The following is a 23,901-nucleotide window of genomic DNA, read 5'->3' as shown; positions in this document are numbered from 1 at the left end:
CCCAGAGTAGGGGACCAATGGCTCTGCCACCCGCCCGGTCCCCGTGCCCATACTTAATGCCACCAACGGGCGGACGCTGCCGGCCCCCGCGTGCGCAGGCCTGCTGCGTGCGCCGGCCTGCGAAACCGCTGGGAAGGATAAGGGACCATGAATCACACCAAGGACGCTGCCGCCGAGGCAGAGGCACTCCAGGCGGTTGAGAGACATCATGCGCACATGCTCAAACACCTCAACGGCCTGGTGGCCCTCCTGGTGGAAGCCGTGGAGGCACGTGATGCTGCGGCCGAAGGTGCAGCGCAGGCCACGCTCCTGGACTGGTGCGACACCCACCTGATTCCCCATGCCCTGGCCGAAGAGGGCCCTTTGTATGGCGGACCGCATGCCACGCCCGAGGGTAGGCTCCTGGTGGAGGGAATGCTGGCCGAGCACCGAGTGATCGTCGATCTCGTGGAGGAACTGCGCACCTCCAGCGGACTTGCCGCCGCCGTGGCCGGCTCTGCCATCCAGCGGTTGTTTGCGCTGCACCTGGACAAGGAAAACCGCCTCCTGATGCCCTTCATTGTCCAGTCCCCGGACATGTCCCTTGCTGAATCAGTGCAGGGGCTGCACGAATTGACCGGAGAAGCCGCTGGCCAGCACGGCGGAGCGCACGACGACGGCACGCACCATCGCCGATGACCCGGACTTACTGCCCGTCATCGCTTTTCCGTGCGTGGCTTCCTTTTTTTCGGTGTGCAGCTTCCTCCGGGGCGTGGACCACCAGGACCGGGCAGTGGGCGTGGCTGACGCACGCCGAACTCACCGAACCCAGCACCAGGCTGCCGTGACCGCGCCGCCCCACGATGAGGAGGGAGGCGTTCCGGCTCCCTTCAATCAACTGCTCGCTGGCTTTTCCCCGCACAACCCGTGGATGGACAAATGCGGGCAGTTCCGGGCCGAAAGCGTCCGCAAGGGCCTGCTCCAGTGACTGCCTGGCGGCGTATTCGAAGCCCTCAATGCCCACCACGAGGTACAGCCCATAGCCGGGAGGCACATCCCAGCAGGCCCAGGCTTCCACCGTTGCTCCGAGCGGCCCCGCCAATGACCCGGCTGCATGAAGGGCCGCTATCGAGGCGTCGGAACCGTCCACGCCTACGACAATCCTGGGGTGCCGCTCGGGGGCGTCCATGAGGCTCCGATCTCTTGGGTCTGCTCCCAGACTGTACAGGGTCCGGGCAGCGGGATAGGGCCGAAAGTCACCGGCCGGCCGGTGGCGCCGGGCCGTCGGGGGCAGCGGCCGGTGAACGGGGCGGTTGTATGATCAGGACTCCAGACTTTGGTCCCTTCCGGCAGGTCCGCGCGGAAGGAAGGATGGGACTAGGCCCCTGGCACGGGCTGCCGGCACAGCAGTGCGGGCATAGTCCTTAAGACAATTGGGAGCATAGGGTGCAAAGGCATGAGTCAGGCCCGGACGGGGCTGCAAATTCCCAGGAGCCGCTTCGCGTGTTCATTCTCGATGACCATGAGCTTGTCCGGCAGGGCCTGAAGGACCTGCTGGAGGGCGAGGGGTTCGAGGTGGTCGGGGAAAGCGGGTCAGCGGCGGAGGCGACGCGACGCATTCCGGCGCTGCAGCCGGACATCGCGATCCTGGACGGACGGCTCCCGGACGGCACCGGCATCGAGGTCTGCCGGGACGTGCGCTCGCTGGACCCGCGCCTGCACTGCCTGATCCTGACGAGCTACGACGACGAGCAGGCCATCCGCGGCGCCGTCCTGGCAGGAGCATCCGGGTACATCCTCAAGCAGATCAGGAGCGACGACCTCCTCGCCGGGATCAGGAAGGCTGCCGCCGGCGAGTCCCTATTTGAGCCCGGAGTCAGGGAGCGGATCATCGCCGGGCTTTCCAAGACCCAGACAGACCCCCGGCTGGAAGCGCTCAGCGCCCAGGAACAAAAGGTCCTGGCCCTGATCGGCCAGGGCATGACGAACCGCCAGATCGGCGAGGAGCTCTTCCTGGCCGAGAAGACAGTGAAGAACTACGTCTCATCCATCCTGGCGAAGCTGGGATTCGAGCGGAGGACACAGGCCGCCGTGTACGTCACGCGGAACACCCAGGACGGGCAGTAGCCGGTCCCCTGGACCCGCAGCTGCCGGTCAATGGCAGCAGTTCAGTGCGGGCCGGTTTCCGGTTCCGTCACAGGCGCTGGGCGGTCCACGTAATCCTGGTGCCCTCCCCCGGCGCGCTCCTGATGGTGCAGCTGCCACCCAGCATTTCCGCCCGGTGCCGCATATTGGCCAGCCCGCTCACGTGTGCGGGTTCGTCAAAACCGCACCCGTTGTCCTGGATCACCAGTTCAACCTGGCGCTGGGTGACGGACACGGCAACCCTGATCTCCTTGGCACCGGAGTGGCGGGCGGCGTTGCTCAGTCCTTCGGAAAGAACGGACAGCACATGGCCGGCAACGTTCTCCCGGACTGAGTCCACGGGACCGGCAAAGGCCACTTTCGGTTCCACGGCGTAGCTGCGGGAATTGTCCTGGACCACTCCCAGGATCCGGCTGGTCAGCGGTTCATGGTTTTCCTCGCCGGTCCGAAGGGAATAGATGGTGTCCCTCAGTTTCCGGATGGTGTCGTCCAGTTCGGACGTGACCGTGGCTATCCGTTCGTGCGCTATGGGGTCCAGGGTGTAGCGGCGGAGGCTCTGGATACTCAGGCCGGAGGCGAAAAGCCGCTGGATGACAAGATCGTGCAGGTCACGGGCAATCCGCTCCCGGTCCGTGAACAGGAGGTTCTGTTCACGGAGCGCATGGACCCGTGCAAGGTCGAGTGCCAGCCCGATCCTGCTCCCGAAAATAGAGCTGGATTCCGCCTCGGCCTGGCTGTAGGCAGTCGATCCCTGCGGACGGGCGAGGAGCAGCACGCCGTTCTCGCTGTTGCTGTGGCCGATGGCGCACACCAGCACCGAGCCCAGCTTTTCCGCCACCTGGTCACCAAACACCTGCTGGGGATCACGCACCACGCGGGACTCCCCCATCTCGATGACCCTTGAGACGGCATCGGAAGCGCCGATTTCCTGCCCCGCCTGCAGGCCCTGGACGCCCAGGGAGGACCTGCACCTCAAGGCACCGTCACCAGCCGGAACAGCAATCACGGCAAGCGCGGAGTCTGACACCCGCAGGGCGGTTTCGGCCACCAGGTCAAGGTTGTCCGAGTCTCCGGGATGCGGCGCCATGATCAGCCTGCTGCTCAGTTCCATCCCCGCCTCCAGCCATTTTTGGCGCCGCTTGCTGTCCTCGAACAGCCGGGCATTCTGGATGGCCACCCCGGCAGCGGCGGCCAGGGCCACGGCAAGGTCTTCATCCTCCGGCGTGAAGTCCTGCCCGCCGTCCTTTTCCGTCAGGTAGAGGTTTCCGAACACTTCGTCCCGGACACGGACCGGCACTCCAAGAAAGGTGTTCATCGGGGGATGGTTGGGAGGAAAGCCTGAGGCCATGGGGTGCTGGCCGAGGTCGTGGAGCCTCAACGGCCGCGGCTCCCGGATGAGGTGTCCCAGGACCCCGTGCCCCGTAGGCAGGTCACCAATGGACCGGATGTCCTCTTCGTCGACTCCAACGGTGATGAAGTGGCTCAAGCTGCGGTCCTCCGCGATCACCCCCATGGCGCCGTACTTCGCACCCACCAGTTCACACGCTGACCGGACAAGGCGGTCCAGCACGGCTTCCAGGCTCAGGTCCTGGGCAAGGGCAACGACGGCGGCAAGAAGGCCGTTCATTCGTTCCTGGGTTTGCAGAAGCTCATCTGCGCGGGCTACGAAGTCCCGGAGGAGGTCTTCGGCCCGTTCCTTCATGGGAGAGCTCCACGGCTCAGTGCTCATGTCCGACCTCCTGTGGAAAGTGCCTGCGTCGTTGCGGGCCCTCAGCGGTGTTGCACGCGTCCGGGAAGTGGTTCCCCCGGCAACGCCGCTTCTGCCTGAGTACGAAGCGACGTCCCGGCACCAGTCTAGGAGAGGAAGTCAAGGTCTGAAATGCCCCATTTTTGGAACGCCGGATTCCAGCTGCCGCCGGGACCGGCTGCAGCAGGACCTTCTTCCCTAGCCCGGCCCCGCTCCGCGGCCTAGGCTACGGCCATGGACACAGCCGCAACAGAACCGGAACCCGAAAACCTTGGAGTGCATGACTGCTGGAGATACCTGCGGTCAACGTCCGTGTGCCGGATGGCCTTTACCCGCGGCGACACGGTGGAGATCTTCCCCGTCAACTTCGTGCCCAGCAACGGCACCCTGCTCATCCGCACCGGCCCGGGAACGAAGATGGATGCAGTGGCCGGCCGCAAGGCAGTGTCTCTGGAGGCCGACGGGCTGAACCAGTACGGCACCATTGCGTGGAGCGTGGTGGTGAAGGGGCACGCTGCAGTCGTGGACGACACCGAGGACTTCCAGGATGCCTCCGACGCAGGTTTGTCTCCCTGGCAGGCAGGGGCCAAGGACAGCCTCATCCGGGTAACGCCCGAGGAAATCACCGGGAGGAGATTCGTTATCGCCCCGCCAACCCGGTGGTGGGCCCCGCAGGAACCGGCCGACAGGGCCTGAAGCCCTGCCCGGTATTAAGAACTGTCAGCACCAGCAGCACCACGGAAGGTCACCCATGGACGCACACAAGCCCGTCGCCGTCGGCATCTCCGACTCCGCCCCTTCCAGGACGGCCCTGCAGTGGGCAGCCGCCCGTGCCCGAAGGCAAAAGGTGCCGTTGGCCATCCTCCATGTCCTCGACGACCGCTGGATGGCAGGCGAAAGGATAGAAGCGCTCCCCTACATCGACGTCCTGCGCAAGTCGGCGATGGACATGCTGGAAGAAGCCGGAGAAACGGTGCGCAGCGCAGAACCTGACCTTCAGGTTTCGCTCGAACTGCTGGAAGGAAGCGTTGGGGCATCCCTTGGCAAGTACTCGGAAAACGCCTCGATGCTGGTCCTGGGCAGCAGCGGCCACTCCCGAGGTGCGCTGACCGACCGGGCCCTCCAGGCAGCAGCCACGGCCGAATCCCCGGTGGCCGTGATCGGGGCAGGCCAGGGCGGCGGGCAGGGTGTGGTGGTGGGTGTGGACGGGTCGAGGGAGTCCACGCAGGCCGTGGCGTTCGCCGCGGCCGAGGCTGATGCGCTGGGTGAGGAACTCACCGTCCTGTACGCGTTCACCGGCCCCAACCGCTGGATCAAGGCGGGCCTGCCCTCCAGCAGCTTCGCCGGACATGTGGTGGAAGAGGAACAGGTTGTCCTGTCCGAGACTGTGGCGGGGCTCCGCCAGGACTACCCGGGCCTTGTGGTCCACGCAGTCCTGGAAACCGTTATGGAACCTGCAGACGCCCTGGTCCGCGCAGCCGCGAACGCCAGGATGCTGGTCCTGGGCAGCCGGGGCAGGGGAAGCTTTGGCAGGCTCCTGCTCGGATCAACGGCGCACGGCGTCCTGACGCAGCCTCCCTGCCCCACAGTCATCACCCGGCTGAAGAAGTCCCGGCATGACTCATGACGGGCGGGCTTTGCGCTCCACGTGATGTTTGAAGCAGGGGAAAGCACCGGGCGGCACGTGGACTCCGGCGGCCCAGCGGGACGGCCGGGGCTGGACGGACTCAGCTCCGCCGAGGTCCTGGCACGGACCAACGCGGGACGGATCAACAGCATCCCCGGGGCAACCACCCGCAGTGCGTGGGACATTGTCCGGGCGAACGTCCTGACCCTTTTCAACGCCATCGTGGCGGCCTGCTTCGTCCTGCTGCTGGTGCTGGACCAGTGGCGGGATGCACTCTTTGGCTTCTCGGCGCTGGGGAATTCCCTGATCGGAATCATCCAGGAATACCGCGCCAAGCAGTCCCTGGACAGACTGGCCATTCTCCACGCGGCACAGAGCAGGGTCATCCGGGACGGCAGCCCCCGGCTGATCCCGGCGGAGGCCCTGGTTCCGGATGACATCGTCCTGCTCAGCGCCGGGGAACAGGTGGCCGCTGACGTGCGGCTCCTGGACGGCGGGTACGTGGAGGCGGATGAATCCTTTTTGACCGGTGAGTCGGCCCCGGTTCCCAAGCAACCGGGAGCAGTGCTCCTGTCCGGGTCACTGATCATGGCTGGCAACGGGCGGGCGGTGGTGGTCCGGGTGGGACCGGACACGTTCGCCTTCAAACTGACTGCCGAAGCCAGACGGTTCGCCCTGGTCACGTCCGAGATACGCTCCGGCCTGGACAAGGTGCTGCGGGTCATCACCTGGCTGCTGCTGCCGACTGCCGTCCTGGTCACCCACGCCCAGGTCCGGAACGCCGGCGGCTGGGAGGCCGCCCTCAGCTCCGGACAGTGGATACCTGCGGCGGTAGGCCTGGTGGCCAGCATCATGTCCATGATTCCCCTTGGCCTGGTCCTGCTCACCAGCGTGGCTTTTGCGGTGGGCGGGGTCAGGCTTGCCGGCCATATGGTCCTGGTCCAGGAGCTTGCGGCCGTTGAGGTCCTGGCGAGGGTGGATGTCCTGTGCCTGGACAAGACCGGGACCTTGTCCTCCGGCGCCATGACATTCGACGCCGTGCACGGCGCCGGTGTCCCGCCGGCCGAGGGGTGGCGGAAGGCCCTTGAGTGGTTCGGCGCCAACGAGGAAGCCAGTACCACCGCCAAATCCATCGGTGATGCTTTTCCCGCGGCCGATGTTCTGCCGGAGGCTTCCTCCGTGCCCTTCACCTCTGCCCTGAAATGGAGCTCGGTGACGTTCCCGCCAGGCTCGCCGGCCGCCGGAACCTGGGTCCTTGGGGCCCCGGATTTCGTACTGGAGGAATCGTCGTCCGGCGCCCCCGCCCGCCGGAGCGCCGCGGCGCTGGCCTCCACGGGCCTGCGGACGCTGGCGCTCGCCCACCTGCCCGGGCCCCTGCCGGTACCCGCGCAAGGCGGCCGCCTGCCCGCTGGACTTGTTCCCGTGGTGCTGCTGACCTTCCGCGAGGATATCCGCAAGGAGGCACCAGGGACCCTTGCCTACTTCCGGCAGCAGGGGGTTGCCTTGAAGATCATCTCCGGTGACGACCCCCGCACAGTGGCGGTCCTCGCGCGCGCGGTTGGCCTTGGACCGGGCGGGGCCTACGACGCCCGGGAACTGCCCGCGGACCCGCTGCTGCTGGAGGAAACGGTGGAGAAGCATCACGTTTTTGGAAGCGTAACCCCTTCCCAGAAGAGGGACATGGTCCAGGCCCTGAAGCGGCGCGGACACACGGTGGCCATGACCGGCGACGGGGTCAACGACGTCCTGGCACTCAAGGAAGCCGATCTGGGCATTGCCATGGACACCGCGTCTCCGGCCACCAAGGCAGTAGCCCGCCTGGTCCTCCTGGACGGGCGCTTCGACAGGCTGCCGGCGGTTGTTGCCGAGGGCCGCAGGGCCATCAGCAACATCGAGCGGGTTTCCATGGTGTTCCTCAGCAAGACCGTCTACATCACGGTCATCTCGTTGACGTTTGCCCTGCTCCTCTGGCCCTTTCCGTACCTTCCGCGCCAGATGTCAGTCCTTGACGGCCTGACCATCGGCCTGCCGGCGTTCTTCCTGGCACTGCAACCCAGTGCGCAGCGTTATGAGCCCGGATTCCTGAAGCGCTCCCTGGCGTTCTCGGTGCCGGCCGGGGTGTGCGGCGCCCTGTGTGTGCTGGCTGTCAGCCTGTACGCTCGCTCCGCCGCACCAGGCAGCGCCGAGGCCACGCAGCCTGCCGCCGTCATCACCCTGGCCCTGGTGGCCTCCTGGATCCTCGTGACCGCATCCCGGCCCCTCACCTGGATGAAGACCCTCATCCTGGCCGGCATGTACGCCGGCCTGGCGCTCCTGTTCACCGTGCCACCGGCAAAGGAGTTCCTCCGGCTCGACTGGCCGCCCCCTGACCTCCTGGCCGTTTCGGTCACGGTGGCAGTGGGCGGCAGCCTCATCATCGAAGCAATCCGGTACTTCCAGCGGCGCCTGGCCGGCCGCTCAGCGGACTGAAGACCATGGTGACTTTCGGCTCTGGGAAGAACAGCCAAACCCGGCCATTGTTGAAGGAGCCGGCGGAAGGAGGAAAAAATGCTCGCATGGTGGGTGGGCCAGCCCGGTCCCCTGCCCGGCCGTTCCCTGGTCAAGGGCATCCGCGACGACCCCAGGCCCGCGGCCAATGAACTCCTGGTGGACGTGAGTGTCTGCGGAATCTGCCGGACCGACCTCCATCTGGCCGAAGGGGACCTCCAACCACGCCGTCCCGGGGTTGTCCCGGGCCACGAGGCGGTGGGCGTGGTGGTGGAAACGGGCCCGGGTGCCCACCGTTTCGCGCCGGGCGACAGGGTAGGCGTAGCGTGGCTGGGCGGCGTCTGCGGGACATGTGCGTACTGCCGCCGCGGGGACGAGAACCTCTGTACGGCGCCCGTCTTCACCGGCTGGGACAAGGACGGCGGCTACGCCCAGCAACTCACCGTCTCCCAGGACTTTGCCTACCTCATTCCGGAGGTGTTCACCGATGAGCAGGCAGCACCGCTGCTGTGCTCGGGCATCATTGGCTACCGTGCGCTGAAACGCGCCAACCTGCCGGCCGGTGGGCGCCTTGGCATCTACGGTTTCGGCAGTTCCGCCCACCTGACCGCGCAGATGGCGATGTACCAGGGGGCATCCGTCTTTGTTATGACCCGGTCGGAGGAGGCCCGTGCCCTTGCCCGGGACCTGGGAGCTGAATATGCCGGGGGCGCGTATGACAATCCACCGGTGCCCCTTGATTCCGCGATTCTTTTCGCCCCTGTGGGCGACCTGGTGCCGGCCGCGCTCGCAGCCCTGGACCGCGGCGGAACACTTGCGATTGCCGGTATCCACCTCACCGATATACCAGCCCTGAACTATGAGGCCCACCTGTTCTACGAGCGCCAGGTCCGCAGCGTCACAGCCAATACCCGCGCTGACGGGCGTGAGTTCCTTGCGCTCGCGGCCCGGATTCCACTCACGCCAACCACCACCGCCTATCCGTTCGATGCCGCGGACACTGCCCTCGGCGATCTCGCCGCGGACAGGGTTACCGGTTCCGCCGTCCTGCGGGTCCGCCCCGAAAAAGCATGAAGCCGGGGTGGGACCTTGGACTCTGGAACAGCACCTGTAGAGGGCGGAAGGTGTTAATGCCGGGTGATGCGTCGGCCCGGCTCACAATGAGCAGGAGGCAACAATGACTGACCTGATGAAGTGGTTCGATTCCCGCCGCTCCCCTTTGGATGTGATCGAAAGACTCTTTGAAGGAGAGATGGGATCGTCCGCCATCCGGGTGGAGGAAATGGTGGACGGCAACACCCTGGTGGTGCGGGCGGAGCTGCCCGGAATCGACCCGGAAAAAGACGTGGACGTGACCGTGACCGACGGCGTCCTGTCCATCAAGGCCGAGCGGCAGGAGAAGACGGAACACAAGGACAAGGACAACTACCGGTCCGAATTCCGCTACGGTTCTTTCGTCCGGCGGCTCCCCCTCCCCAGCGGAGTGCAGCAGGGTGACGTCACCGCTTCCTACAAGGACGGCGTCCTGGAAGTCCGCGCTCCCCTTCCGGACCAGCAAGAGGTGGCCTCGGCGTCGAAGATCCCGATCAGCAGGGGCTGACGGTTTGTGCCTGGTCCCCCGTGGGGCCAGGCACGGTCACGCCAGCCATACGTACCGTCAGCCACCTCAGCCGAACAGGACTGCTGCTTCCCGGTACCGGGCCTCGGGAACCACCTTCAGGCTTCCGAGCGCAAGCTCAAGGCCCACGGTGACGATGTCCGTGCCGCGGAGGGACACCATGGTCCCCCATGAGCCATTGGCCGCCGCTTCGACGGCCGCCAGGCCCAGCCGCGTGGCAAGGACGCGGTCATAGGCCGTGGGCTCCCCACCGCGCTGGATGTGGCCCAGGACAGTGGCCCGGGTCTCTATCCCGGTGGCCTGCTGCAGCTGCTGCTCCAACAGCCGGCCGATGCCTCCAAGACGGGGCCGGCCAAAGGTATCGAGCCCACGGGGCGCATAGGGTGTTTCCTGCCCCTCCGGCACAAAAGCTTCGGCCACCACCACCAGGGGCGCCCGCCCGCGGTCCCGTGCTGACAGCACCCACGTGGCGATCTGGTCCAGGGACACCGGGTGCTCCGGGATGAGGATGGCATGGGCGCCCGAGGCCATCCCCGAGTGCAGGGCGATCCAGCCGGCATTGCGGCCCATGACCTCAGCAATCATGCACCGGTGGTGCGACTCCCCCGTGGTCCTCAGCCTGTCAATGGCTTCAGTGGCTGTCTGGACCGCCGAATCAAACCCGAACGTGTAGTCCGTCGCACCAAGATCGTTATCGATCGTCTTGGGAACACCCACCACGTTGACGCCCTGGTCACACAGCGCCTTCGCCGCGGCAAGCGTCCCCTCGCCGCCTATGGCGATCAGGCCCATCAGGCCATTGCGCCGCAGGCTTTCCCGCACCGCGCCGGTCCCGCCGCCCTCCAGCGGGTTGGTGCGGGAAGTTCCCAGGATGGTCCCGCCCAACCGGGATATGCCGCGGACGCTCCGCCGGGGCAAAGGAACCACATCCTGTTCCAGGACTCCCCGCCAGCCGTCGCGGAATCCCACGAATCCATATCCATGGACAACCTCACCGCCCAGCACGGCTCCGCGGATCACTGCGTTGACGCCGGGGCAGTCCCCGCCGCTTGTCAGGATTCCGAGCTTCTTCATGATGCGGCCGGTCCCTCCACCTGCGTGGGCAGCCGGAATGTCCTGACCTGGCCGGCCGCCAGCGCAGTTTTCCTGCCGTTGACGCGCACGCTGATGGGTTCAGCGTCTCCTGCCGCCGAGGCAATCCTCATGCGCCCGTCCTTGAGTTCGACGTTCAGGTAATGCCCGCGGTACCGGACCCTGAAGGCTACGGACCGGAGGCCGGTGGGCAGGTTGGGCGCGAAGACGAGCGCGTCGCCGCTGAGCCTCAGTCCGGCGAAACTTCGCTGGATGACGTCGATGCTTCCAGCCATGGCCCCCAGGTGGATGCCCGTGCGCGTGGTGCCGTGCTGGGTATCGTCGAGGTCGGCGTCGAGCGCTTCCCGGAAGCTGTCCCAGGCACGGTCGGCGTCCAGGGCGGCGAGCACGGAAGCGTGGGCAACCCGGCTCAAAGTGGACCCGTGGGCGGTCCGCGCGAGGTAATACTCGATGGTCCGGTTCAACAGGTCCCGCGTGAACACGTATCCCAGTTCTTGGAGCAGGGCTATCACACCTTCATGGCCCAGCAGGTAGGGCAGCATCAGGACATCGGCCTGCTTGGCAAGCTTGTACCGGTTGGTCTGGTCTCCCTCGGCTTCCAGGATGAGGTCCAGCCGCTCGATGCTGTCATAGGATTCCCGGTACCGTTCCCAGTCGAGTTCCTCGAGATCCTCGTAACCTGCAAACTGGCTGATGACGCCGTCCGTGTGGAACGGGATGAACATGGCCTTGCCCACCTGCTCCCAGCCCGCCGCTTCCTCACCGGTGATGTGGAGCCTCTCCATCAGGCCGGCGAGTTCGTTGCCGTGGAAGATGCCGGTGATCTCCGCAGCCCGAAGGCAGACCCAGGCAGCCATGGCGTTGGTGTAGGCGTTGTCGTCCAGCCCGGGATCCGTGCTGCCCGGATATCCCGTGTGGTACTCATCGGGTCCGACGACGCCGCGGATGTGGTACCGCCCGGTGTCCTGGCTGAACCCGGCCCGCGAGGCGAAGAACCGCGCAACGTCGATCACCAGCTCGGCGCCCTTCCGAAGGAGCCAGGCTTTGTCGCTGGTGGCCTGGAAATACTGCCAGACGTTGAAGGCCACAGCCAGCCCGGAGTGCAGCTGCATGTGCGAGTGGTCCTTCACCCACCTGCCGGATCTGTCGTTGTAGAGCCACTTGGGGGTTTCTTCCGTACCGTCGCTCCCGCTTTGCCAGGGAAACTGCGCCCCGGAGAAGCCTTGGACCGCTGCCGCGTGGCGGGCTGCCGGAAGCCTCCGCCACCGGTATTCGATGAGGGAGCGCGCCACATCCGGCGTCCTGGTGGTCAGGAGCGGCAGGACGAACAATTCGTCCCAGAAGACATGCCCGCGGTACCCCTCGCCGTGGAGGCCCCGGGCGGTGACGCCGGCGTCGAGTTCCGCCGTGTGGCGTGTGAGGGTCTGCAGCAGATGGAAGATGTGGAGGTTGAGGACCAGGCGCACCTGCACCGGCGCCTCGATGTCCACCAGGAACGGATGCAGCTCACGCCGCCAGGCGTCCTGGTGTGCGGTCAGGAGGGCGTCGATGTCCCCGCCGGCACGGGCCAGCACGGCAACCGCGGCAGCAGCCGGGGAGGCGATCGCCCGGTCGCGGGATGTCGCCACCGCCACGGTCTTGCTGATTCTTGCTGCAGCTCCGTCAGCGAGGGCCACCTCGAAGGTCCGGAAGTGGAACGGGCCGATGCTGCCGGGCTTCCCTGCATCTGTCCCGCCAGGGCCCGTTCCGCCGGCGCCTGCTCCCCCGGACACACTCGTGCGGAATGCCACGGCTACCCGGATCAGGCTCTGGGTGGTCTCGGCCTCGACCACGGAAACGTCGTCCGGAGCAGGCTGCTTGAAGCTGCCGCCGTCCATGGTCCGGTCAACAAGGTGAACCCCCGGGCTGGCGGCCGGTTCGGGGACGTTCGAGTTGGTGACGCCCGTAGTGACGCCGCTGCGCACTTCCACGGCACCGCTCCAGCCCAAGGGCGTGACCTTCGTTTCCAGGCCCAGCAGGTGGGGCTCAGCCATGGACACGAACCTGGTCTGCACGACCTCCATCCGCCGCTTGTCCCCGGCTTCCAGCAGGAGCCGCCGTTCCAGAACCGCCCGCTGGAGATCCAGGGTGCGGCGCTCGCGGACAACCGCCAGGCCTCCTTCCGACCACCACTGCCCGTCCGCCAGCCGCAGGTCCAGGGGAAGGCAGTCAGGCGCGTTCACCATGTGTTCTTCCACGACCACCTCGCCGGCGACTTCGGCCGCCAGGCGGTTGAAGACTCCAGCCAGGTACATGCCGGCATACCGGATGCTTCCGCCGCCCTCCGGGGATGCGCCCCGCACAGCCAGGTAGCCGTTGCCAAGGGTGGTGAGCGCTTCCCGGTGGCCCTCGTGCCCGGCATCGAAGCCCTCATAGACAAGCTGCCAGGGATCGCCAAGGACGAGTCCCAGGTCCAGTTCACGGACGTCATTGAGGACTGTGCCGGCACCGGCGGCCTCGAGTTCCCGCCGGGTTCCGCTGCGGTCGATGCCCACCACCAGGCCAAACCCGCCCCGGTGCGCTGCGAGGACCCCTGCCACCGAGTCCTCGATGACCACGGAGTGGGACGGCGATACCCCAAGGCGGAACGCGGCCGCCAGGAAGACGTCGGGGGCGGGCTTCCCCCGCAGGCCCAGGTTGGCTGCAGCAGTCCCGTCCAGGATGACGCCGAAAAGATTCGGAATGCCGGCTGCATCAAGGACCGAGGACGCATTGCGGCTGGACGTGACCACTCCGGTGGGGACCCCGGCGTCGGAAAGCCTTTGCAGCAGTTGGACCGTGCCCGGGTAGCTCTGGACACCGTCCCGCCTGAGCCGCTCCTGGAAGAGCCGGTTCTTCAGGGCACCAAGGCCGAACGCTGTCCAGGTGCCGGGCTCGTCACCGTCCGATCCCTTGTCGACTTTAACCCCCCTTGACGCAAGGAACTTCACGACGCCTTCTTCCCTGGGAAGGCCGTCGATGTAGGTCCGGTAGTCAGCTTTGGAAAGGGGTGAACGGTCGGCGGTGTCCGGCACCCTGGGGTCCTGCAGGATCTGTTCGAAGGCCTCCCGCCAGGCGGCCTGATGGACCAGGGCCGTGTTGGTCACCACCCCGTCCAGATCAAAAATGACGGCGTCAAAGGGCGGCCTCGCGGCTGCGGCGGTGGGTGATGGCGCGGTCATATGACAGGGATACCAGCAGGCCGTCCGCGGTTGACAGTGCCGTTAGGCCTGTCTGGCCAGCCGCTGCTCGGCTGCGGCGATGACGGGCAGGGTCTTCACGTAGGTGTCCGGGTTCAGCGAGATGGAATCTATGCCGCGGCCGATCAGGAATTCGGCAAGGTCCGGGTGGTTGCTGGGCCCCTGCCCGCAGATTCCGATCTTGATGCCCGCGGCGTGCGCCTTGTCGATGGCCTGGGCAATCATCGCGCTGACGGCAGGGTCCCTTTCATCGAACAGCCCGGCAAGCTGTTCGGAATCGCGGTCCACCCCCAGCACCAGTTGGGTCAGGTCGTTGGAGCCGATGGAAAACCCGTCGAAGCGTTCGGCGAACTGTTCGGCCAGGACCACGTTCGAGGGTATTTCGCACATCATGTAGAGCTGCAGCCCGGCACTGCCCCGCACCAGTCCCTGGCCGGCCATGGCTTCGATGACCAGGTCCGCCTCCCGGACGGTCCGGCAGAACGGGACCATAACGATGATGTTGGCGAAGCCCACATCTTCGCGGACCCGTTTGAGGGCTTTGCATTCGAGGGCGAAGCCTTCCCGGTAGTGATCGCTGTAGTAGCGCGAGGCTCCGCGGAAGCCCAGCATGGGGTTCTCCTCCGGACGCTCAAAGAACCCGCCGCCGATCAGGTGGCTGTACTCGTTGCTCTTGAAGTCGCTGAGCCGGACGATCACCGGTTTGGGGTGGAAAGGCGCCGCTATTTTGGCGATCCCGGTGGCCAGCACGTCAACGAAGTACTCCGTGGGGTCGCTGTAGCCGCTGGTGAGCTTCCGGATGAGCGCGGCTTCCTCCGGGTCTGTCACTCTTTCAGGGTGGACCAGTGCCATGGGATGGATGCGGATGAGGTTGTTGATGATGAACTCCATCCTCGCCAGGCCCACTCCCGCCGCCGGCAGCCGCCACCATTTGAAGGCTGCGGCAGGACTGCCAATGTTCACCATCACGTCAGTGCGGGTGGCGGGAAGGGCCTCGAGGTCCACTTCTTCCACGCTGAACTCCAGCAGCCCCTCGTAGACGCGCCCTTCCTCGCCTTCGGCGCAGGACAGGGTGATGGGGGCGCCGTCAGGCACGGCTTCCGTTGCGTTCCGGGTTCCGACGACGGCGGGCACGCCGAGTTCCCGGCTGACGATCGCTGCGTGGCTGGTGGGGCCGCCGTGGTCGGTCACTATGCCGGCTGCCCGCTTCATGACCGGGACCCAGTCCGGGTCCGTCATCCTGGTCACCAGCACGGAACCGTCCACGAAGGATTCGATGTCTTTTGCGTCCCGGATGACGCAGGCCCGCCCGCCGGCGATGGCATCCCCAATGGCCGCCCCCTCGGTCAGCAGCCGCCCCTGCTGCCGGAGGTGGTACGTCCGGAACGACGTGCTGCTGCGCTGGGCCTGCACCGTTTCCGGCCTGGCCTGCACCATGAACAGTTCGCCCGTCACGCCGTCTTTGGCCCACTCCATGTCCATGGGCCGCCCGTAATGGTCTTCCACGGCCTTGGCCCAGCGCGCCAGCAGGACCACTTCGTCGTCGGACAGCACAAGGGTTTCCTGCTCCCGTTCGGTGGTCTCCACCATCCGGGTCCGCGCATTGCCGCCCTGGCTGTAGATCATCTTCCGTTCCTTGGCACCCCGTTCCCTCTCGATCACGGGGCGGAAGCGCCCGTCGGCGAGCAGCGGCTTGAACACCTGGTATTTGTCCGGATTGATGGTCCCCTGGACAACGGTCTCCCCAAGGCCCCACGCCGCGCTGATGAGCACGGCATCGGGAAAGCCGGACTCGGTGTCGATGGAGAACATGACCCCGGAGGCGCCGAGGTCCGAGCGGACCATGCGCTGGACGCCCACGGACAGGGCCACGTCGAGGTGGTCGTAGCCCTTCATTTCGCGGTAGCTGATGGCGCGGTCAGTAAACAGGGAGGCATAGCAGTTCCGGCACGCTTCGAGGACGGCGCGCTCCCCGGCCACGTTGAGGAATGTCTCCTGCTGGCCCGCGAAACTGGCGTCCGGCAGGTCCTCGGCCGTGGCGCTGCTGCGAACTGCGACGGACACCTCGTGCTGGCCCGCCCGGCGGGAAAGGAGCCGGTATCGCTCCTGGATCGCCTCGCCGATGCTGTCCGGGAACGTTGCTGACAGGAACAGCTCCCGGATTGCCGCGCCCGCCTGGCGCAGCGTTGCGCGTCCGGCCCGGTACTCCTCGATGTACGTCCTGATGCGCGGCTCCAGGGCATTCGAAGCCAGGAAGGCGCGGTAGGCGCCGGCGGTGGTGGCAAACCCGTCGGGAACCCTCACGCCGGCGGACTGCAGGGAGCGGCTCAACTCGCCCAGCGACGCGTTTTTTCCCCCCACGGACGCGATGTCCCCGATCCCCATGTCCTCGAACCACTTGACGTGGACATCGGCCGGGGACGTTGCGGGAGCAGTCATGCCTTGATTCTGGGCCGTGCCCGAAACGCCCGGCAGAGTCTTTGGTCCTAAGCAGCCGCATGTCCAGGGGCCGGACCACTGCCCGGGGTCACCGGGCGCTGCGGCCCCTGAAGCCCTTATAGGCCCAGTCCGCCGCCAGGACCGCCGGTACCGCCAGGGCGGCCACGAGCAATCCGGTCGCCGGCGGCGGGGCCTGGCCCAGCAGGGCGGCGAGCTGCGGCAGGTACAGGCAGGCTGCGAGCACGGCCAGTTCAGCCAGGACGGCCCACGCCAGGAGCCTGTTCGAGCCCCACCCCAGCCTCCATGGCGGCACGGTGGCACTCCGGCAGGCGTAGGCGTTGGCCAGCTGGCCCAGGACCACCGCGGTGAAGGCAGCCCCTGACGCGGCCATGAGGAGCCCGGGATCCGGGGGCTCGCCCCGAACCCAGCCGCCGCCGAAGAGCACAACGGAGAACGCGGCCATTTCAACAACGGCCTCCACCGGGCCCAGCACGCAGAAGACCCGCACCATCAGCTGCCGGTCCATCAGGTGCCGGCGCTCCGGCGGCCGGGACAGCACCCGTTTGCCTGGCGGCTCGGCACCCAGGGCCAGGGCAGGCAGCAGGTCGGTTCCGATGTCCAGGGCAAGGATCTGCAGGACGCCCAGCGCAAGCGGGAACTGGCCGCCGGAGAGGGCCCAGACCACGAAGGGGGTCAGCTCCGCCACGTTGTCGGTGAGGTGGTAGGTCAGGAACCGGTGGATGTTCGAGTAGGTTGCCCTGCCCTGCTCGATAGCTGCCACGATCGTCGCGAAGTGGTCGTCAAGGAGCACCAGGTCGGCCGCTTCGCGCGCAACGTCGGTGCCGCTCAAGCCCATGGCCACCCCGATGTCGGCCTCACGGAGGGCCGGCCCGTCGTTGACGCCGTCCCCCGTCATGGCCACCACATGGCCCCGGGACTGCAGGGCTTTGGCAACCCGGAGCTTCTGCTCCGGGGATACCCTGCTCACCACTACCCCGTCCCGGTCCAGGAGCGCCCCCAGCAGCTGCTCATCGTCGGGAAGGTCCGATCCCTCCAGGACGAATTCCGGTGCCCCCATCAGCCCGATCTCGCGGGCAATTGCCGCTGCGGTCGCAGGATGGTCGCCGGTGATCATGGCAAGTTTGAGCCCTGCCGTCCGGGCAGTCCGGATCACGTCGCCCACGTCCGGCCGCGGCGGATCATGGAGCCCGATCAGTCCCAGCAGCTCCATGCCGCGTTCGATGTCCGCGGAGGGGCGCGACTCCCAGTCGGCGGACGGTTCATTGAGCCGCCTCCGCGCCACGGCGATAACACGGAGTCCGCGGGAGGCCATCAGCTGGACCTGGTCAGCCACCGGCCCCTCGACGTCGCTGCACAGCGGAAGGACGGCCTCGGGGGCGCCCTTGCAGAAAAGGTCGTGTCCTACGATCGCCGACTCCCGCCGTCGTGAAGGATCAAAGGCGAAGCGGCGCGAGGGCGCCATGCGGGCACCCGCCACTCCCAGGCGCCGCGCCAGCACGTCGATGGCGGCTTCCATGGGGTCCCCCGAGGCCCGCCATTGCCCCTCATGCAGTTCGGCCCGTCCCTGGGAGGCGGCGAGCGCTGCGAGCGCAGTTTCCGCGGCTCTCTCCTGCCCGTCCCCCTGGACGGTACCCTCCGGGTTGTACCCCTCGCCCGCTATGTGGACCGACCCGCCGGACGTGAAGACTTCGACGGCGTTCATCCGGTTCTGGGTGAGGGTTCCGGTCTTGTCAGTGCAGATGAAAGTGGTGGAACCGAGGGTTTCCACGGCTTCGAGGTTGCGGACCAGTGCGTTGCGGGAGGCCATGCGCTGCGCCCCCATCGCCAGCGACAGCGTCACGGTGGGCAGCAGGCCCTCGGGGACAAGCGCGACGGCGACGCCGATGGCGAACAGGAAGGAATCGCGCCATTCGATCCCCACCAGCAGGGATATCAGGAAGAACAGGGCGGCGATGGCCAGGGCAACTGATGCCACCACCCGGACAATCCGGCGCAGTTCCAGGGACAGCGGCGTGGGCGGGGGTACCGCGCCGCTGGTGAGGGCGGAGATCCCGGCCAGCCGCGTCCGGGCACCGGTGGCCGTGACAGTGGCCTCGGCGTCGCCGTTCACCAGGAACGTCCCGGCCCAGGCGGAGTCACCGGGCGTCTTTGGCACCGGATCGCTTTCGCCTGTCAGCATTGACTCGTCCACGGCGCAGGCTTGCGCCGTGGCCAGGACGACGTCCGCGGGGATGCGGTCACCGGCTGCCAGCAGCACGGCGTCGTCCACCACCAGTTCGCTGGAGTGGACCTTGCGGACGTGTCCGTCCCGCCGCACCATGACGTCAGCCGGCAGCAGCCCTCGCAGCCTGGCGGCGGCGTGCTGGGCCCGTTCCTGCTGGATGTGGGCAAAGACTCCGTTGACAAGGACGACGACGATGATCGCCACGCCCAGTTGCGGCAGGTCGGCGAGGAAGGCCAGGGCTGCCGCGCACCACAGCATGAGGGCAAAGAAGTGCGTCAGCTCCCCCCAGAGTTTCCGCCACTGCGGTACGGGCTTCTCGGCGGGGAGGATGTTCGGCCCTGCCTGCTTCAGGAGTTCCGCAGCCTGATCCGAGGTCAGGCCCGCCGCCGTCATGGCAGGTCATCCGCCTCCTGGCCCACCAGGAGCACCGGGCACACCGAATGCGCTGCGCAGGCCTTGCTGACCGAGCCCATGGACGTGCCGAGGAATCCGCCCTCACCGTGCCGGCCGACAACCAGCAGCTGCGCCCGCCGGCTCTCTTCCACGAGGACTTTGCCGGGCGGCCCGAACTTGACGGTCACGTCGATGTCCTGGGGCCGGTCCCCGGTGAAGGCCCTTCCCAGGGCGTCCTCCACCAGGCGGCTGGCGGTTTCCTCGAGCCTTGCCGTCAAGGGGTGCTCGGCGTTTTCAAGGTGGGCCACCACCAGGTAATCGGGCATGCCGATGCAGGTGATGACCTCCAGCCGCGCACCCAGGCGCGCGGCGAGGGTTCCGGCGTACCGCAGGGCGGCGGAGGAATATTCGGAGCCGTCGACGCCCACGATGACAGGCTTGGACACTGTTTCTGCGTTCATACCCACCACATTCGCCATTGCTGGCCGAGTGCGGAAGGGCCGAAGGTCATGCCGGGGCCTGCCGGATCAGGCCCGGCCGGAGGGTTTCGGCGGCCGGGCACCGTGCAGGGCCCTCAGCCCGTTCAGGATCGTGGCAAGGTCCACGAGTTCCTGCAGGAGGGCGCCGGTAACCGCTGGGATGTAGCCCGTCATGGCCACGGCCATCAGGCCGATGCTCAGGCCTATGCCCGTCCAGATGCTCACCAGGGCCACCGCTACGGTGCGCTTCCCGATTTCAACCGCCACGGCTACCTTGGACAGGTCGTCGAGCATGATCACGACGTCCGCCGACTCACTCGCGGCGGTGGCACCCTTTGCCCCCATGGCGATGCCGACGTCCGCGGCCGCCAGGACGGGGGCGTCATTGACGCCGTCGCCCACCATGATGACGGGGCGCTCCCGGACGGCGGCCACCGCGTTGACCTTGTCCTCCGGCAGGCAGTCAGCCTGCACATGCCGGATGCCGGCTTCCTCGGCGATGTGCGCCGCAGTTCCGTGGGCGTCGCCGGTCAGCAGCATGGTGTGCCGGACCCCCAGCCGGTGCAGCCGGGCGAGGGTCTCTCCTGCGTCGGTGCGCAGCGGGTCTTTCATGATCAGGGCCCCGGCATAGTTCCCGTTGACGGCGACGTAGATGGCCAGTTGGCCGCTCTGCAGGGCAGCTTCCCGGAAGCCCGCGGATGAGTTCCGGACCAGCCCTGCCTTGCCCACCACCACAGTGTCCCCGCCGCAGACGGCCTCCACGCCCTGGGTGGCGTGTTCTGTGGCCCGGGTGACGGGGAGGAGCTCAAGGTTGCGCCTGGCGGCGGCTTCGATGACCGAGGCCGCCAGGACATGCGAGGAGTACTGCTCGGCTGAGGCGGCGAGCTGCAGGATCCGCCCGGCGTCCACCGCAGCGCCTGCTCCTGTTCCCTGGTCCTGTGCAACCTGGACCGTGTCCAGGACGGGGCGCCCTGAGGTCAGGGTTCCGGTCTTGTCGAAGACCGCGGTCCTGGCTTTGGCCAGCTGCTCCAGGGTCCCGGTGTTCTTGATGATGATGCCCCTGTGGGCTGCCTGGCTGGTGCCGGCGAGGAACGCCACGGGCGCGGCGATCAGGAGCGGGCAGGGTGTGGCCACCACCAGGACCTGGGCAATGCGCACGGGATCCCCGGACAGGGCCCAGGCAGTCCCGGCCATGAGGATCGCCAGCGCGGTGAAGGGAACGGCGTACCGGTCGGCCAGGCGGACCACCGGGGCCCGGCTGGACGCTGCTTCCTCCACCAGGGCGATGATGCGGCTGTACTGTGAATCCTTGGCTGTGGCGGCCGCCCGCATCCTGATGGCCGTCTCGCCGTTGACGGAGCCGCTGAGCAGGAGGTTCCCCCGGACCCGCTCCACGGGCAGGCTCTCCCCTGTCAGCGACGACTCATCCAGGCTCGCGGCCTGGGACAGGAGCTCACCGTCCACGGGGACCAGCTCGGAGGGGCGCACCACCAGAACATCGCCGGGAACAACCTCGCCCACGGGTGTTTCCTCCAGGACTGATCCTGCAGCCTCCCGGTGGGCGAAACGGGGCGCCCTGTCCAGCAGGGACCTGAGTTCGCGTGCTGCCCGTCCCTGGGCGAAGCTTTCGAGCGCCTCACCGCCGGACAGCATGAGGATCACCACGAGGGCAGCGAGGTATTCACCCACCCACACGGTGCTGGCAATCGCCATCAGGGCCAGGACGTCAATCCCCCAGCGGCCCTCGCGGAGCGAACGGAACATCGCCACCGCACGGATGACGGCGACGACGGCGGCATAGGCGGACGCGCCGAGCCGGGCGGGCTCTTCCAGTCCGGACTGCAGCAGTATCCCGGTGGCGGCGAGCATCAGGCACGTCAGCGCCACCAGGGGGTACTGGCGGACAAGCGCGGAGGCCCGGCCCGGGAGCGACGTGCCGGGCTCTTCGGGACCGGCCTCCGGCTGCGGCGGGACGGGGGTGCCGGGCGGGGCTGCCGGCTTTCCCTCAGGCAAGGCCCGCCCGCGTCGGATTATCCAGATGGCTCCACCAGGTCAGCGGGGAGGTGACGGTGAAGCGCCGGCCGCTTACCGCCGTCGGAATGATCCGCACGAAATGGTCCTTGGGGCCTGCCTGCCAGGGGAACAGGGTGAGGCCGGCGCCGGCCATCAGCTCCGGTGAGGGCTCGAGGACCTCGGCGTGGCCCTTCACAAGGACGCTCCAGGCGGTTCGTTTGTCCTGGTCAGTGCCGTCCGCTTCAAGCGCGACGGCGGTGGGCTGGGCGGCGGCGTGGAGCTTCGTCCCTTCTCCGGTGCGGAAGACTACCGAGCCATGGTCCACCTTGTAGTTCACGGGAAAGATCTCCGGATGGCCGTCCACCAGGACGGCCAGGTGGCCCACCGAAACCCCGCGCAGGAGATCCCAGCAGTCGTTGGTGCCCAGGACGTCCACGGTGGATGCGGCGTCCCGTTCCGGTGAGTTATTGCGCATACAGGTGAAAATACTGCTGCCAGGCCGGGCACGCTAGGGCATTTAGGCCCAGCCGTCCGCATCCGGCGGCAAGGGGCTTCCCCGGGCAGGTCAAAGGTCTTTGGGCCCTGTTGGGCAGCATTGGCCACACCATAGGATCTGGGCATGACCGACAAGAACATGGTGCCAGAAGCTGAAATCCTCAACGCGGACGAATGCTGGAAACTACTGGAACACACGAGTGTTGGACGGCTCGGCGTCGTGGTGGACGGCGAACCGGACGTCTTCCCGGTGAGCTTCAAAGTCGACGGTGAGGGCCTTGTCTTCCGGACTGGCAGCGGAACAAAGCTGCAGGCCATTGAAGCGAACTCGATGGTTGCCCTGGAGGCGGACAGCGTGAGCGCCGAATTCGGACTGGCCTGGAGTGTGGTGGTCAAGGGCAAGGCTGTCCAGGACAACGCAGCGGGTCCAGCCCTGAATGAGCCACGCCGGGGGCTCTTTCCCTGGCAGGGCGTTGGCCAGGACCATCTCATCCGGATTGTTCCGCAGTCGGTGACGGGCCGCAGGTTCACTTTGTCAGCCACCGGCACCTGGCAAACCCCGCTGAACGAGGCCACCCGCGCAGGGCTCGAATAACCGCCGTCGTTCCGGTGGACGGCGGCGAACCCTGGACCGTTGACCGCTTCTTTGAGGGTTCCGGCACTGCCCGGGACATCTACGAGGCGGCAGAGCGCATGGCGTCCGCCATCGGCCCCATGACGGTCCGCGTGTCCAGGAGCCAGGTCTCGTTCCGCCGCCGGAGGGGCTTTGCATACCTTTGGCGCCCTGGAATGTACGTCAGGTCCGTTGTTCCCCTTGTCCTGTCGCTGGCGCTTCCCTATGAGATCGGCTCGCCCCGGTTCAAGGAGACAGCGCACCCTGCCCCCGGAATCTGGATGCATCACCTTGAACTTATGGACAGCAGCCAGCTCGACGGCGAGGTGGAGCAATGGTTGCGCCAGGCCTATGAGGCTGCAGGCTGAGTGCGGCGCGGGACTCTCCGCCCGGCGGGTCGGACGCTGTAGAGTCCTAAGGCCCTGTCAGTCCCGGTGCCGGCGGCGCACGCTGGAGCTATGAATGACTCTGGCGCGCACCCCAGGAAAGTCCACCTCGCTGAGCAGCAGGTCGCCGTCGTCCGTGAACGCGTCCGGATGGACGCCCTGACGGATTTCTTCGGCCGGGCCTTCGGGACGGTCATGGCAGCAGCCCAGCAGCAGGGCGTGGCCCTTGCCGGCCCTCCCTTTGCGCTTTACCGTGGCAAGCCCGGCGAGAGCGTTGACGTGGAAGCGGGCTTTCCCGTGGCCGGGAACTTCACGGACGCGGACGGAGTGGCCGGCGGGACGCTGCCGGAAGCTGACGCCTTCGAGGCCCTGCACACCGGGCCCTACGACACCCTGGAAAACACCTACAACGCCGTCCTTGGCCGGATGCAGGCGGAAGGCCTCACCCCGGGGGACATCATGTGGGAGTACTACCTGAGCGACCCCGAAACGGAACCCGACCCCGCAAAGTGGCAGACACGGGTCATCTGGCCCGTCGCGTGACTGCCCGGGCCCCAGGAGGTCCTGTGAGAATCCTTGTTGCCTACGCAACCCGCCATGGTGCAACAGCCGGCATCGCCGAACGCCTCGCCTCCCGCTTCGCCGAGGGCGGCATCCCGGCCGAGGCCCATCCGGTGACCGCCGTGGACGACGTCGCTTTGTACGACGCCGTGGTGCTGGGCGGCGCCGCCTACATGGGGCACTGGTTGAAGGAGGCAACAGCTTCGCCAAACGGCACCGGCAGGAGCTGCAGGACCGGAAGGTCTGGCTCTTCAGCAGCGGCCCGCTCGGAAACGACGCCGTCGACAAAGCCGGCGAGGATGTCCTGCACAGTGCGCGGCCCAAGGAGTTCACCGAACTGACCACACTGCTCCAGCCCCGCGGT

General features: G+C 67.2%; 20 protein-coding genes. 11 read left to right on the top strand and 9 right to left on the bottom strand.

The window, feature by feature from the left end:
• The first annotated feature begins 147 nt into the window (after positions 1 to 147).
• Positions 148 to 678, top strand: coding sequence for a hemerythrin domain-containing protein (locus HTS88_RS16675; RefSeq protein WP_174180306.1), 531 nt, complete (start codon positions 148 to 150; stop codon positions 676 to 678).
• A 7-nt stretch (positions 679 to 685) separates the two neighbouring features.
• Here HTS88_RS16675 and HTS88_RS16670 read toward each other — a convergent pair whose 3' ends face one another.
• A complete protein-coding gene (locus HTS88_RS16670) occupies positions 686 to 1,168 on the bottom strand; it encodes a universal stress protein (RefSeq protein WP_174180305.1) in 483 nt (160 codons plus the stop codon).
• A 314-nt stretch (positions 1,169 to 1,482) separates the two neighbouring features.
• Between HTS88_RS16670 and HTS88_RS16665 the strand changes: the two genes are divergently transcribed.
• Positions 1,483 to 2,106 (top strand): response regulator, encoded by a 624-nt coding sequence (locus tag HTS88_RS16665; protein WP_174180304.1) that lies wholly within the window; start codon positions 1,483 to 1,485, stop codon positions 2,104 to 2,106.
• A gap of 67 nt (positions 2,107 to 2,173) precedes the next feature.
• Here the strand turns inward: HTS88_RS16665 and HTS88_RS16660 are convergent, their stop codons facing one another.
• Entirely contained in the window at positions 2,174 to 3,853 is a 1,680-nt protein-coding gene (locus HTS88_RS16660) for a GAF domain-containing sensor histidine kinase (protein ID WP_174180303.1), read from the bottom strand.
• Between the two features lie 252 nt (positions 3,854 to 4,105).
• Between HTS88_RS16660 and HTS88_RS16655 the strand changes: the two genes are divergently transcribed.
• The 5 genes from HTS88_RS16655 (at position 4,106) to HTS88_RS16635 (ending at position 9,585) form a co-directional block, all read left to right on the top strand.
• Positions 4,106 to 4,567, top strand: a complete 462-nt coding sequence (locus tag HTS88_RS16655) for a pyridoxamine 5'-phosphate oxidase family protein (protein ID WP_174180302.1) — start codon at positions 4,106 to 4,108, stop codon at positions 4,565 to 4,567.
• Between the two features lie 55 nt (positions 4,568 to 4,622).
• Positions 4,623 to 5,498, top strand: coding sequence for a universal stress protein (locus HTS88_RS16650; protein ID WP_174180301.1), 876 nt, complete (start codon positions 4,623 to 4,625; stop codon positions 5,496 to 5,498).
• Between the two features lie 24 nt (positions 5,499 to 5,522).
• On the top strand, positions 5,523 to 7,967 hold the full coding sequence (locus HTS88_RS16645; RefSeq protein WP_174180300.1) for an HAD-IC family P-type ATPase: 2,445 nt from the start codon (positions 5,523 to 5,525) through the stop codon (positions 7,965 to 7,967).
• Between the two features lie 78 nt (positions 7,968 to 8,045).
• Positions 8,046 to 9,059, top strand: a complete 1,014-nt coding sequence (locus tag HTS88_RS16640; RefSeq protein ID WP_174180299.1) for a zinc-dependent alcohol dehydrogenase family protein — start codon at positions 8,046 to 8,048, stop codon at positions 9,057 to 9,059.
• A 103-nt stretch (positions 9,060 to 9,162) separates the two neighbouring features.
• Entirely contained in the window at positions 9,163 to 9,585 is a 423-nt protein-coding gene (locus HTS88_RS16635) for an Hsp20/alpha crystallin family protein (protein WP_174180297.1), read from the top strand.
• A 66-nt stretch (positions 9,586 to 9,651) separates the two neighbouring features.
• Here HTS88_RS16635 and HTS88_RS16630 read toward each other — a convergent pair whose 3' ends face one another.
• The 7 genes from HTS88_RS16630 to HTS88_RS16600 form a co-directional block, all read right to left on the bottom strand.
• Positions 9,652 to 10,677 (bottom strand): ATP-dependent 6-phosphofructokinase, encoded by a 1,026-nt coding sequence (locus tag HTS88_RS16630; RefSeq protein WP_174180295.1) that lies wholly within the window; start codon positions 10,675 to 10,677, stop codon positions 9,652 to 9,654.
• A complete protein-coding gene (locus HTS88_RS16625) occupies positions 10,674 to 13,895 on the bottom strand; it encodes an HAD-IA family hydrolase (RefSeq protein WP_174180293.1) in 3,222 nt (1,073 codons plus the stop codon). The genes HTS88_RS16630 and HTS88_RS16625 overlap by 4 nt, the downstream gene beginning before the upstream one ends.
• Positions 13,896 to 13,937: 42 nt before the next feature.
• Positions 13,938 to 16,352 carry a phosphoenolpyruvate synthase gene (gene ppsA / locus HTS88_RS16620; protein ID WP_174180291.1) on the bottom strand — a complete coding sequence of 805 codons (2,415 nt, stop codon included), beginning with the start codon at positions 16,350 to 16,352 and terminating at the stop codon, positions 13,938 to 13,940.
• 88 nt (positions 16,353 to 16,440) lie between these two features.
• On the bottom strand, positions 16,441 to 18,990 hold the full coding sequence (locus HTS88_RS16615) for a cation-translocating P-type ATPase (RefSeq protein WP_174180289.1): 2,550 nt from the start codon (positions 18,988 to 18,990) through the stop codon (positions 16,441 to 16,443).
• Positions 18,987 to 19,451 carry a universal stress protein gene (locus HTS88_RS16610; RefSeq protein ID WP_174180287.1) on the bottom strand — a complete coding sequence of 155 codons (465 nt, stop codon included), beginning with the start codon at positions 19,449 to 19,451 and terminating at the stop codon, positions 18,987 to 18,989. The genes HTS88_RS16615 and HTS88_RS16610 overlap by 4 nt, the downstream gene beginning before the upstream one ends.
• Positions 19,452 to 19,517: 66 nt before the next feature.
• The gene (locus HTS88_RS16605) at positions 19,518 to 21,338 is read right to left on the bottom strand and encodes a heavy metal translocating P-type ATPase (RefSeq protein WP_174180310.1); all 1,821 of its coding nucleotides are present in this window, start codon (positions 21,336 to 21,338) and stop codon (positions 19,518 to 19,520) included.
• A gap of 136 nt (positions 21,339 to 21,474) precedes the next feature.
• Positions 21,475 to 21,957 (bottom strand): pyridoxamine 5'-phosphate oxidase family protein, encoded by a 483-nt coding sequence (locus HTS88_RS16600; protein WP_174180285.1) that lies wholly within the window; start codon positions 21,955 to 21,957, stop codon positions 21,475 to 21,477.
• Positions 21,958 to 22,101: 144 nt separating this feature from the next.
• On the opposite strand from HTS88_RS16600, the gene HTS88_RS16595 reads away from it, so the two are divergent.
• The 4 genes from HTS88_RS16595 (at position 22,102) to HTS88_RS22225 (ending at position 23,878) form a co-directional block, all read left to right on the top strand.
• Complete coding sequence (locus HTS88_RS16595) at positions 22,102 to 22,572, top strand: pyridoxamine 5'-phosphate oxidase family protein (protein WP_174180283.1); 471 nt, start codon at positions 22,102 to 22,104, stop codon at positions 22,570 to 22,572.
• A gap of 14 nt (positions 22,573 to 22,586) precedes the next feature.
• Positions 22,587 to 22,958 (top strand): DUF5655 domain-containing protein, encoded by a 372-nt coding sequence (locus tag HTS88_RS16590; protein WP_251424182.1) that lies wholly within the window; start codon positions 22,587 to 22,589, stop codon positions 22,956 to 22,958.
• Positions 22,959 to 23,048: 90 nt separating this feature from the next.
• Positions 23,049 to 23,519 (top strand): GyrI-like domain-containing protein, encoded by a 471-nt coding sequence (locus HTS88_RS16585; RefSeq protein WP_174180282.1) that lies wholly within the window; start codon positions 23,049 to 23,051, stop codon positions 23,517 to 23,519.
• A 23-nt stretch (positions 23,520 to 23,542) separates the two neighbouring features.
• Entirely contained in the window at positions 23,543 to 23,878 is a 336-nt protein-coding gene (locus tag HTS88_RS22225) for a flavodoxin domain-containing protein (RefSeq protein ID WP_343045000.1), read from the top strand.
• Positions 23,879 to 23,901: the final 23 nt, after the last annotated feature.

Origin of the sequence: Pseudarthrobacter oxydans, from assembly GCF_013314975.1 — a bacterium.
Lineage (GTDB): Bacteria > Actinomycetota > Actinomycetes > Actinomycetales > Micrococcaceae > Arthrobacter > Arthrobacter oxydans.
Note: the sequence above shows the minus strand (reverse complement) of the source record. Positions and strands in the feature narration are given on the sequence as shown.